The organism is Massiliimicrobium timonense (assembly GCF_042850985.1).
Taxonomy (GTDB): Bacteria; Bacillota_I; Bacilli_A; order Erysipelotrichales; family Coprobacillaceae; genus Allocoprobacillus.
The window spans coordinates 998714-1010394 of the sequence record NZ_AP031415.1 but is presented as its reverse complement, the minus strand read 5'-3'; the positions used below and the strand labels follow the sequence as shown (position 1 = coordinate 1010394).

Below are 11681 nucleotides of genomic sequence, written 5' to 3'. Positions count from 1 at the left end.
ATATCCCCTTTATATTGATATACATTGTAACACAATTCTTGACATCACTCTACAAAAAAAGAGAAACGCTGTTCTCTCTAATCATTTGTTCCTATACTCATTGTTTCTGGTAAAGTACTTCCACCATCAATGACAAATTGTGAACCAGTAATATAACTTGACTCATCACTACCTAAAAAGGCAAATAATTCACCAACTTCAATAGGTTTTGCTAATCGTCCCATTGGTACACCTTTAGCGATATCCTGAATTGCACTTTCTGGATTATCCGGATTAGATTCTACTGCCATCTTTTCTACCATTGGTGTTCTGGCATAACCAAGTTGTGAACAGTTGACACGAATATGACGACTGGCATATTCAACAGCTAAACATTTTGTCAGTCCAACCAAAGCCGCTTTTGTCATCGCATAGGCTGCTTCTCCGGCATCTGCGACAAGATTTCCTGTGACCGAAGACGCTATAACAATACTTCCTTTGCCTTGTTTTAACATATAAGGAATGACTGCCTGACAAGTATTCCAGACTCCTTTGATATTAACATCAATATGAAAATCTCTCATTTCATCACTCATTTGTTCAAATGGCGCCAAGCGACAAACCCCTGCATTACAGCAGGCAATATTAACTTCACCAAATGTATCCACTGTTTTTTTTACAGCATCTTTCATTTGTCCCTTATCAGCAACATTACCCACATATGTGATGATATCACCATGATATTGATCACGCAATTTTTGAGCTGTCTGTTCAACATCTTTTGATAAATCAATCATACAGATTTTGGCACCATATTTCACATAAGCTTCAGCAATTCCTTCACCTAAACCAGCAGCTGCCCCTGTAATGATAGCCACTTTTCCATCTAATTTTCCCATAAGCTTTCTCTCCTTTTTGTGTTGTATATTTTTATTTTAAACTCTTTTGTTAAAAGTTTCCATCATATCATCAATTATTTTTCAATTGATACAACACCAATGGCACATTGAAGCATGATTACAAGAATCTTCGCTTTGGTCATTTCTGGTATCTTATCATATAAGCGTCCTGCTGAATAAGTTCCTTTAGCCTGTGTATGAACAGAATTGGCTACATAACCTATCTTTATTGTATCATTTAGATAAATAGCTATAGCTTCTTGATCATATTTATTTTCTGGTTCTTTCTTTAAAATGACTTCCTGATGGGGATTGAGTTCTTCTGGTTCAATATAATGTTGTAAGCCTGTCATTGTTATAAGTATTTCCATAAATTGTCCCTCCTTACTTTAAGCATAACATTGATTATTTTGAAATACAGACTTATATATGTTTGTATTTTTTATTATCTATGTTATGCTATTTTTAAGGGGATGAGAAAAATGCAAAGACGAAACAAAGATAAAGACCAATATCTTAAGTTTATTGCGATTATTGATATTATTATGAAAAACAGTGATGAAAAACATCCTTTAACAGTCAATCAAATTAAAGAAAAGTTTTATCAACAAAAAAGGAATTTTCAAATTGATTATCGTGCTATTAAAAAATATATTGAATTTTATAATGAATATTATGAGGATGATGTCATCCAAATGTATAAAGAAGGAAGAAATCTTTATTTTTATTTTGCTGATCGTCATTTAGATATGATGGAAGCTAAAGCCATTGTTGATCTTGTTTATAGTTCTGATTTCTTTACTTTACAGACAAAGAAAAATTATCAAAAACGTATTCAAGATATGTTTAGCTTTCATTATCAAAGTTATTTTCATAAAAATTTAAATCCGCATATAACTAAAAATGAAAATTCACAGTCATTTTACCAAGAATTAGAAGTCATTACCAAAGCAATTCAAAGCCATAAAAAGATACAATTCACTTATCAAAAACCAGCCTTAACAACTCGTTGTGGTAAACAAACAACCTTAGCTCCAATTGACACACTCTTTTCTAATAATGAGTATTATCTTCTCTGTCAAGGTGCTAAAAATGCAATGGATTGTATTCTTTATCGACTTGATTATATTCAAGATGTCAAAATCATTGAAGATTCACAAGTTATATTTTCTCAAATGGAATTAGAGGCCTTTCATGAAAAAGTGAAAAATACAACTTATATGTATGGTCAAGGACAATTGGAAAGTATTGAATTAGAATTTCATCCTTCTGTCTATGCCAACATGATTGATAAATTTGGTAAAGGTATCAAACCACGTTATGTTGATGAAAATCACTATCGCATTCAGGTTAAACATTTTATTAATAATACTTTTTATTCATGGATTATTGGATTTGGAGGTGCTATTCAAATTGTGGGTGGTCAATCACAGATAGAAAGATTTCAAAACTTTCTAAAAGAGCAATTTTTATAAAAAACGAATCTTTATACTGGATTCGTTTCAATGATTTTTAAATATTGTACTGGAACAGCTTTAGTTAGCCAGATATGATTTGCTGAAATATAGAAAATAAAGCCATCATGAATCATCTGTTGAGTATCAATTTGATAGACAACAGGCTGGCCGTGCCTTTTTCCTACTTGAATAGCTGTTTGAATATCTGTCGATAAATGAACATAGAGTCTTGATTTAGGGATCAATCCTACTTTTTGTATTGATTCTACATATTTTTCACCCGTTCCGTGATAGAGAATTGTTGGTGGTAAAGCCTGTTTTAATTCCACATCAACTGGGATAGAGTGACCTTGATTGGCACGAATACATGTCTTATCCTGATTATAAGCATATCTTTGTTTACTGTCACGGGCAACAATTTCATCTAGAACTGCTCGATTAAATTCTGGATAACGTCGTCTGACGCCTTGAATCAATGCTTCTACTTCTACCCATCCATGTTCATCCAAACAAAGTCCTGCTTTTTCTGGGTGATGACGTAAAAGCAAAGCAATATAACGACTGATATTTGTGGTTTTCATAATCTCACCTCTACATCATTATAACAAAGGAGATGTATCATATGAACTACTATATTTCTGATTTACATATTTTACATAAAAACGTGTGCAAAGAAGGAAAGAACTTTGATCAGCGTCCATTTGAAACAATGGATGAAATGATGAATTTTATACAACAACAATGGAATGAATATATTACAGATAATGATGATGTTTATATTTTAGGTGATTTTTGCTGGAAAGAAAATGAACAATCTATAGCGTTTGTTTCCTCTTTAAAAGGAAAAAAGCATCTCATTATTGGCAATCATGATCGACTTAAAAATGAAGCATATCGTTCATTATTTGTTGAAATCACACCCTATAAAGAAGTTCATGAAATCATTGATGGTTTAAAGTATTCCTTTATTTTACAGCATTATCCTATCATGTTCTGGAATCACCAGCACCATCTCAACAATGATATTCCCATCAATATTCATTTGTATGGTCATGTCCATAATAGTCTGGAAGAAACCATCTATCAATCATTTATTCAAACATTGAATCAAACATACCATTATCATTGTATCGCTATTAATGTAGGTTGTATGATGCCTTATATACATTATCAACCCAAAGCTGCTCGAGAATTATTAAATGATCATCAAGTATAAAATTCATTATTTCACTTGTTCTTGAATATACTGAAGTAATTCTTTGTATTGATGTTTTAATAAAAATGGTTCTTCTAATAATTGTTCTATAAGTTTATTTGCTTCTATTTGAGAATGATTTTTAATAATCATATCTACTTGTGCTTTATACTCACCAAGATCCTTAAGAATATGAAAAGAATGAGATAATCTTATTTTTTCCATGACCTTTTTAACAACGCAAATATCTTCTAATGAATCTATAATCTTTTTTAAATCATCGTATTGAATACACTCATAGAAACCCATATCATATATATCAATAGTATCGTTTTGTTCATCGTGATAGAACTCTTTTGTCTTGTTATTTTCAACATAATATATTTTACGATTAATTTGTTCAACAACACTATCAATATATGCATTATATTGTTGCAAGGCATTTTGTATATCTTTTTGCGAAGCCTTTTGATGGATAAGTTTTTGATAAAAAGAATATGGAATTTCATGATATATAATATGGGCATGAAGATAGTCATCATATCTTTTTTGTAGAGCATTAGGTTTTGATGTGAGCGAAAGTTTATAGAAATAATTATCGAGTTCTGGTAAATGGGGTTCAACATCTTTAATATTGTTGTAACCCATCCATAAAAGAATATTTGTGATTTTTGATGTAAACAAGGCATCGTGATTGTTGAATAAGCTTTCTTTCATATCAGGGAAAAAGTCAAGAAAAATACTGGATACAATACTTTTTAATGCAAAACCTTGCTTGTCATATACAAATATGATAGGACTCTTTTTTTGCATGAAATGCAACTCTAAATGATACGAAAAATTCTGATTCAGAAACTGACAATATGCATCAATAATTTCTTTAACAAGCTTATGAGCCATATTTCTTATTTTATAGAGTCCATCATTTTTCATGACTTGTCTTAAATCATGTAAAGTATGAATTCCTTCTCTTTTTAAGCAATTATAACTACGTACACTTAAATCTAACTTTTCAATAGGCGTATGAAGCAATTCTTGAGGTATGCTTTCATGAGATGACTGATAAACATAGCCTTTTGCTTTTAATAGAGTATACAATAATGAATCTGAATGCAACTGTTTTTTTAAGACAAACTCTTTGATTTCATCTTCTATAATTTTTCTAAAATCCATACAATGATGAATGTCTTGAAATTGAGAAAAACTTTTATAATTTCCATAATCACGTGATGCTGGATAGAATTGTAAAAATCGTAATGGATCCATATCTAAATATTGAGCTATTTGATAGTAGTCATGATATTCTTCTTGACCAATACCATAATAATACTGGTTATCAATAGATGAACAGGACAAAGCTTCTTTTTGTTGAGAAGTTAAATGGATATCTTCATGATTATATATGCTAACATAGGCGTCATAACCATCCATAGCTGCTATTTCATAACTGTGATTTAATAATTCTTTGATATAATATCTCATAGTCTTCCTCCTACATAGCCAATAATTCTTTTAAATCCTCTGTTGATAATGAAGAAATATTTCCTTCACTGTTTTCTACAAACATATCTGCGAGTTCTTTTTTCTTAGCCTGTAAAATTTGAATTTTTTCTTCAATACTCTCTTTCATAATCAATTGATGAACCATAACATTGTTATGCTGTCCAATACGATAAGCACGGTCTGTTGCCTGATTTTGTGCTGAAAGATTCCACCATGGATCAAAATGAATGACAGCCTGAGCAGCTGTTAAATTCAATCCTGTTCCTCCAGCTTTTAAAGAAATCAAAAAGACATCAGCTTCTCCTTCTTGGAAACGGCGGACGAGTTCTCGTCTTTTTTCTTTTGAAGTTTCACCTGTTAAAATAAAATAGCGAATTCCATTTAACTTTAATTCTTCTTCCATCAAATCAAAGACTTTTGTAAAAGATGAAAATAATAAGACTTGTTGATGGTTGGCTTTATAATTACAAATCAAATCCATACAAGCTTTCATCTTAGATGAACTTTGATAAATATTATCATATATCATTCTTGGTTCACAGCAGATTTGTCTTAGTTTTGTCAGCATCGATAAAATGACAATCTTATCAACTTTTTCCATTTGAAACAATTCTTGAAGTTGTGTATTAATTTGAGCAAGATTAGCAAAATACAATTCACTTTCTTGTTGTGTAAAAGGAATCAATTGTGTTTTTTCTATCTTATCAGGTAATTCTAATAAGACATCTTTTTTGTTTCTTCTTAAAATAAATGGTGAAACCATTTTTTGAAGTTGTTGAATTTTCTTTTGATTTTGATTTTTCACAATATCTGTTTCAAATGTTTTTTGAAAATAATGATAGTTATATAAATATTGAGGCATTAGAAAATCAAAAACTGACCATAATTCAGCCAATGAATTTTCAATGGGAGTTCCAGATAATGCCAGTTTATGTAAAGCATGAAGCTGCTTGACAGAAATGGCATTCTTTGTTTTTTGATTTTTAATATATTGTGATTCATCTAAAATCACATATTCAAATTCTATAGAATCATATAACTCTACATCACGACGCATATAATCATAAGAAGTCACATAAAGATGTTTACCATGAATAGCATGTATCATTGTTTCTCTTGTTTTCGCATCTGATACAATGCATGTCACAGGTAAGCTTTTTGAAAATTTATGCACTTCATCTTCCCAGTTATAAATTAACGAAGAAGGACAAACAACTAAGCTTGGTTTATCTGTTTGTAACTGATCCAATAAAGCAATCACCTGTAACGTTTTACCTAGTCCCATATCATCAGCCAATATCCCATTAAATCCCAATTCGTAAAGTGTTCGTAACCACTGATAACCTTCTTTTTGATAATCTCTCAATAGCTGATTGTAGTAGGATGTTAAGGGATAAAGATGTTGTGTATGTTGATGAAATTGTTGAATGAGTTTTTGAAAGGACGCATCTCTTTCGATTTGTATATGTTGCAATTCTGTTACATCATTATCCAATGCGAACACACGATTTTTATTTAAACTTAGACTTCCATTTTGAATATCATTGACATGAATATGATATTCATCTATCAAATTTGATAATTCTTCCAGATCAGGTGATTCAAGATATAATAGTTCTCCACTTTTCAAACGATGAAATTTCTTTTTACGACGATATTTTGACAAAACTTCAGCAATTTCCATTTGCGGAATTTGAGCACTTTCCATATTTAAAGATAAAAGATCATGATCAACTTTAACCCCTACCTGAATCTGATAATGAACTGGTCTTCCCATCTTCTTTAATGCTTCAGAAATATATATTTCACTATATTGTTGGAGAAATTCAATCCCATCATGCATAAATTCATATGTTTTTTCATCATAACTATCAAAATAAACACACCCATTTTTCTCGTCAATTTGATGACATTGTTGACGTAAATATGTTTCAACGATATCCTGATCAATTGTTGTAATTGTGTCGTTTTGGAATGCATGAATATGATTCTGATTTTCATCTTCATAGTAAACTTTAAAATAAATCTGTTCATTTTCATTGATATCTCCATATATTTTAATGAAAGTATATGATGACTGTTCAAAATCAAAATCACATGTTAAATCAAAATAATTTTGCATGGGTGCCCATATATATTTATAAAAATCATGAAGGTCTTCTTCTTTAATCAACATTGGATTTTCAAACAAATCAAGTAAAATATCAAATGATTTCTCATTTAAATCCATTTGAATACGTTGAATTGTTGTCTGATGTTTGAAAGTAGAAATAAAATAAATATACTGTTTTCCAAAATAAAATTGATTTTCATCAATAATTTTAAGTACATAGTATTCTTGTTCTTTAACTAAACTCGCTTTTATCGTATAGTCGATATCTTTAAAAAGACAGTGGTTTAACCCTAATTCCTTATAGACATCATAAAAATCATCAAGAAATTCACTACGAATATAGACATATCTACCAAAGTTCAATAAACTACGAAAATTAAAGAAATAATTTTCAGGATTAACTTTATTCATTGTAATTTTAGCATGTTCAAGAAATGCAATCTGTTTTAAAGCTTCATCTGTAAAAGATTCACGTGTATGTACAAACTGTAAATATTTACCATACTTCACTTGGTCTTTATTTTCTATATGTTCTAAAAATTCATCAATATCTTTAATAATATATTTTTTCGCATTACCTATCTTATAATCAAGATATAAGACATCATCATCTCCATTCAAGATAGCTGTTAAATTATATTTTTCATGTGAAATGGATGAGCTCACTTGATTATGATAATATTCTTTATTCTGTTTAATCAAATCATTCGTTTCCAAAGCACGTATAGCCAAAGCACGTTGAAGTTGTTGTTGATGACGTCTTTCCTGACGCTTTTTTTCTTCTTCAAATTCAGTGTTAATATAATGATATGGAAAAGAAGGAATCTCCAGTTGATTTAACTTCAACAAAACAGCTCCAATATGAGCACATGGGCTATCATCTGTGCACCAGGTACACTCACACTGATATTCATGTAAATGATATTCGCTATCAAATGTAAAAGAACACAGAAATTCTTCTCCCCTGACTTTCACCATAGCTTGAACATAATACAAAGTATCTTCTTGTTTCATATCAATGCTTAAAACATTATCATAACGGTCATAACTTCTTGCGATAGATATATTATTGCGATTAGAAAATAATGTTAATAAATTAAACTCAGTTTTCATGTATGAACTCTCCTTACTTTTGCATTATAGCATATTCAACAACAAAAAAACCGTTTTTAACGGTTTAATAGAAAATGATTTTTCATTTTTTTAATCTCTCCTAGCCAAAATCCATATGGTAACAAAATGTAACCTCTATAATGTCGTTCTTATTACTCTATGAACTCTCGTATAGTGATAGATCCAACGATTCTTTTCTTCTTCACTCATTTCTTTTAATCTTTGTTGAATCCGATTCATATAATCTTTATATTCCATAGTTCTATCTCCTATTTCTCCAATGTTTTGTCATTAAAGAAGAAATCAGGTCCATTTTCAATACATGCCCTTACATCCAAAAACTGACTAATAAAACGGAAATATCCATTAACACCAAATTCTTTATCAAATGTATCAATACTTACTAATACTCTTGTTAAACATAGAAAAACATTTTTAAAAATATAATCAAACTGTGATTCATCCTTTAAATCAACAAACTCTGATAAATAATCATAGAGTTGTGGATTCACATAAGGATTGCACATTTGTTCTAAACCATCTGCCAGACATAAAAGATCTTCATGAGCATAGTCTGTATAATCACTTGTATAATGATTTTTAAAATCTAATAAACGATTAAGTACAATATGTATAATCTTCTTCGTTTCACGACTATCAATTTTATAAAGCGTATGTATCGCAAGAAAATGAGCTTCTAAACTATAAAGTTCTTCTTCTAATGCTCCCACATCAGATTTCAGTTTTCCATATTGTTTTTGAATATGTCTTAAGTTACTTCGTTCTTCCTGTACATCAAACTCATATTCACCGGTCACATGAAAAATAGGATTGATTTCGTCTAAAAATGCTTCCCATTTTTCATCACTGAAATCATCAGTTTGCATATTATCTTTAATATACATTTCTAAATAAAACGCTAATAATTCAATAGATCTTTTTTCACTCATTCCTTGATCTAACATCTGTTGATATAACTCTGTTGTTTTTTTAACTAAATGATCTTTAATTTGATTAGTAATCACTTCCATTGTTGCACTTCTTATATATTTTCTTTCTGACATTATTTACACCTCATTTTTATATCTTTCATATTTATCCATAAGTTTTTGTCGTGGCTGAATATGTTTGATTTCAACTCCATATTCATAAGCTTCAATCCATTCTTTGTAGGAATAGAAAATGTCTATCACCATCAATAACGTATATAGACTGATTTCTGGATTTTTTATAATTTCATTTTGAAAATAATACTGTAATGCTTTCTCAAAAGTATCATTATGAAATATAAAAGCCAGTTGATTCATATTGGTAAGCAATTCCTTAGCTTCATACAAACGATCATCATGACGCTTTAATGTTGCTATAAAGTTTCTTTGTGATGTCATAAATCTTTGACAATAATTGAAAACCATATCTCGATATTGCTGTTTTTGAATATAATGATCTAAAACACTAAATAACATAACATGTAAACATTCACGACTCAAATAACAATGTGTTGCTCCATTAACCATCTCAATAATTAATGCTTCATCAATATTCAGTTGAAGCTGACGAGCAACATATTCCCCATATAATTTTTCTTGTTCCATACCTATAGATGCAAAAGGATCATCACTTGTAAAAATATACACACCACAACCATAGCTTAACATCTTATAAATTTCACGAATCAATATGACAACTTGTAAAAAATAAGGATGATCTGATGGAACATCTAATAAAATTTTTAAGTATCTTTTGACTTTAAAGCGCCACTTAGGTCTTTCTTTTTTAGGAACAATGCGGTTAGGAGCAATATAATACCCATGATAAGCATCTTGTAAAAAATCCTGAATCTCAACAAATAAATCAGTTAATGAAACTTCATCATGTTTTGTTGCTTTTTTCTTTCCTTCGCCACTTACAATACTTTTAATTGCATCATCTAATTCTTCTTTTTTTGATTTTGGTAAAGCTTTATAGACTTCTACAAAAGCATCAGTGATTAATTTCTTATCTTTGTCTTTTAATAAATCTCTTAATTCTTTAACCTTCATTCTCTATTCCTCTCTTGATTCTTCATTATTATATCATAATATTTTTCTAAACAGTATCACTTGTTATTTTCCTAATTAAAATTATGTGTTATAATTGCTTATAGCAAATAAAAAAGGAGATTACACATGCATAAATCAAGACAATTTATTAACAAATCTATAAAGACCTATGAAAAAGATATCAGAATTAAAAATCATTTAGACAAAAATATTATCTTTTTAGATATTGATGGGGTTATACAGCCACCCTCTTATGAAAGAAGATTTGATCATGATATGGAGGCGTTACAATATTATCTAGCCAATAAATATAGCGATGATATATATTTGACATTTGATAAATATGATTTAGCAGCTGCGTATTATGACTGGTCATATATAGCATTAGGCTATCTTAAAGAATTGATAGAAGAAACAGGTAGTCATATTGTGTTGCATTCTACATGGGGCAGATATAATACAACGAAACAAATAATTGCTTTATTTAAACTTTATGATTTAGATAATTTCATTATTGATATTATTAATGAAGATAATGATAAAAAAAGATGTATTCATCATTATCTATCTAAACATTTTATTGATTACTTTATCATCATCGATGATGATTATGACTTATTACAAGAATTTGGTTCATATTGTTGTTTAACAAGTCAATATTTTCAACAATCTGATTTTGATTACTGTCAATTTATATTTCAAAACCCATTTTCTTTTTCAACAAAAGAAAAAGATCATATCAAAACATTTGAAATGATATCTTATCCTTCTCAAGAATGTTTAGGTCAAGTTTTCTATAAAGTTCATCAATATGAAGACAATAAAATATGTTTATTTTATATTCATTGTCCTGATCAATACAGAGAAGCTTTATTATGTGAATTTTTCAGTTCAATGAAAGATTGTGATGGTCTTATGAGTGAACAATATCATTTATTAAAAAATCAAAGAATTGGTTATGTCACTTGTGATTATGAATATCATCATCAACGCTGTCATTTTTATTACATAAACCATCGTTTTCATCATTTTAATATTCAAAAGTTCATATCTCAAATCAAAGAAACTTTTCACTCCATAGAATTATATAAACAAGATAATGGTATAAACTTAACAAGATTATTTTCGTTCATTTAAAAAGATTCTAGATTGTCATGCATATATCACTTCAGTTGCATACATATACAATAAAAGTTCCCTATCATTGTTGAAACGTGGATTCAGCTAAAAGCCTACCATAAAACAATAAGGGAACTTATATCACGGAGCAGCACTAGCCTATAAGGCTACAATAAGACGTCATCCATGACATTGCCATTATAAAGCTATATTTTATTTTTTTCAATGAGAGTTATTATAAAATTTAAATTATTTGATTAT

At 29.4% G+C, this 11681-nt stretch carries 11 protein-coding genes; 3 read left to right on the top strand and 8 right to left on the bottom strand.

The annotated features are described in order from the left end of the window. Positions 1-77: 77 nt before the first annotated feature. Together ucpA and ACGHJ8_RS05190 are read right to left on the bottom strand one after the other, a co-directional pair. On the bottom strand, positions 78-878 hold the full coding sequence (ucpA, locus tag ACGHJ8_RS05195) for an SDR family oxidoreductase UcpA (protein WP_390542095.1): 801 nt from the start codon (positions 876-878) through the stop codon (positions 78-80). 74 nt (positions 879-952) lie between these two features. Next, positions 953-1249 (bottom strand): HIRAN domain-containing protein, encoded by a 297-nt coding sequence (locus ACGHJ8_RS05190; protein WP_211964958.1) that lies wholly within the window; start codon positions 1247-1249, stop codon positions 953-955. Between the two features lie 111 nt (positions 1250-1360). Here ACGHJ8_RS05190 and ACGHJ8_RS05185 point away from each other — a divergent pair, with 111 nt between their 5' ends. After that, a complete protein-coding gene (locus ACGHJ8_RS05185; RefSeq protein ID WP_162607637.1) occupies positions 1361-2353 on the top strand; it encodes a WYL domain-containing protein in 993 nt (330 codons plus the stop codon). Positions 2354-2364: 11 nt separating this feature from the next. Here the strand turns inward: ACGHJ8_RS05185 and ACGHJ8_RS05180 are convergent, their stop codons facing one another. Next, positions 2365-2916, bottom strand: coding sequence for an RNA 2'-phosphotransferase (locus ACGHJ8_RS05180; RefSeq protein WP_211964960.1), 552 nt, complete (start codon positions 2914-2916; stop codon positions 2365-2367). A 41-nt stretch (positions 2917-2957) separates the two neighbouring features. On the opposite strand from ACGHJ8_RS05180, the gene ACGHJ8_RS05175 reads away from it, so the two are divergent. After that, positions 2958-3551: a hypothetical protein gene (locus tag ACGHJ8_RS05175; RefSeq protein WP_390542092.1), complete on the top strand. Its 594-nt coding sequence runs from the start codon at positions 2958-2960 to the stop codon at positions 3549-3551. Positions 3552-3557: 6 nt separating this feature from the next. Here the strand turns inward: ACGHJ8_RS05175 and ACGHJ8_RS05170 are convergent, their stop codons facing one another. From ACGHJ8_RS05170 to ACGHJ8_RS05150, 5 genes are all read right to left on the bottom strand, one after another. Beyond that, complete coding sequence (locus ACGHJ8_RS05170; protein WP_390542090.1) at positions 3558-5012, bottom strand: DNA-directed RNA polymerase subunit alpha C-terminal domain-containing protein; 1455 nt, start codon at positions 5010-5012, stop codon at positions 3558-3560. A gap of 10 nt (positions 5013-5022) precedes the next feature. Continuing rightward, positions 5023-8259: an SNF2-related protein gene (locus tag ACGHJ8_RS05165; protein ID WP_390542088.1), complete on the bottom strand. Its 3237-nt coding sequence runs from the start codon at positions 8257-8259 to the stop codon at positions 5023-5025. A gap of 135 nt (positions 8260-8394) precedes the next feature. Beyond that, complete coding sequence (locus ACGHJ8_RS05160) at positions 8395-8517, bottom strand: hypothetical protein (protein WP_275086203.1); 123 nt, start codon at positions 8515-8517, stop codon at positions 8395-8397. Positions 8518-8528: 11 nt separating this feature from the next. Next, positions 8529-9323, bottom strand: a complete 795-nt coding sequence (locus ACGHJ8_RS05155; protein WP_390542086.1) for a hypothetical protein — start codon at positions 9321-9323, stop codon at positions 8529-8531. A 3-nt stretch (positions 9324-9326) separates the two neighbouring features. Continuing rightward, positions 9327-10301, bottom strand: a complete 975-nt coding sequence (locus tag ACGHJ8_RS05150) for a hypothetical protein (RefSeq protein WP_390542084.1) — start codon at positions 10299-10301, stop codon at positions 9327-9329. Positions 10302-10427: 126 nt separating this feature from the next. On the opposite strand from ACGHJ8_RS05150, the gene ACGHJ8_RS05145 reads away from it, so the two are divergent. Continuing rightward, entirely contained in the window at positions 10428-11438 is a 1011-nt protein-coding gene (locus tag ACGHJ8_RS05145) for an HAD domain-containing protein (RefSeq protein ID WP_390542082.1), read from the top strand. Positions 11439-11681: the final 243 nt, after the last annotated feature.

What these genes read in the sequence shown, in the direction of transcription:
- ACGHJ8_RS05165 (WP_390542088.1), bottom strand. Translation starts at nt 8,259, where the DNA reads ATGAAAACTGAGTTTAATTTATTAACATTATTTTCTAATCGCAATAAT.
- ACGHJ8_RS05175 (WP_390542092.1), top strand. Translation starts at nt 2,958, where the DNA reads ATGAACTACTATATTTCTGATTTACATATTTTACATAAAAACGTGTGC.
- ACGHJ8_RS05180 (WP_211964960.1), bottom strand. Translation starts at nt 2,916, where the DNA reads ATGAAAACCACAAATATCAGTCGTTATATTGCTTTGCTTTTACGTCAT.
- ACGHJ8_RS05170 (WP_390542090.1), bottom strand. Translation starts at nt 5,012, where the DNA reads ATGAGATATTATATCAAAGAATTATTAAATCACAGTTATGAAATAGCA.
- ACGHJ8_RS05145 (WP_390542082.1), top strand. Translation starts at nt 10,428, where the DNA reads ATGCATAAATCAAGACAATTTATTAACAAATCTATAAAGACCTATGAA.
- ACGHJ8_RS05160 (WP_275086203.1), bottom strand. Translation starts at nt 8,517, where the DNA reads ATGGAATATAAAGATTATATGAATCGGATTCAACAAAGATTAAAAGAA.
- ucpA (WP_390542095.1), bottom strand. Translation starts at nt 878, where the DNA reads ATGGGAAAATTAGATGGAAAAGTGGCTATCATTACAGGGGCAGCTGCT.
- ACGHJ8_RS05150 (WP_390542084.1), bottom strand. Translation starts at nt 10,301, where the DNA reads ATGAAGGTTAAAGAATTAAGAGATTTATTAAAAGACAAAGATAAGAAA.
- ACGHJ8_RS05155 (WP_390542086.1), bottom strand. Translation starts at nt 9,323, where the DNA reads ATGTCAGAAAGAAAATATATAAGAAGTGCAACAATGGAAGTGATTACT.
- ACGHJ8_RS05185 (WP_162607637.1), top strand. Translation starts at nt 1,361, where the DNA reads ATGCAAAGACGAAACAAAGATAAAGACCAATATCTTAAGTTTATTGCG.
- ACGHJ8_RS05190 (WP_211964958.1), bottom strand. Translation starts at nt 1,249, where the DNA reads ATGGAAATACTTATAACAATGACAGGCTTACAACATTATATTGAACCA.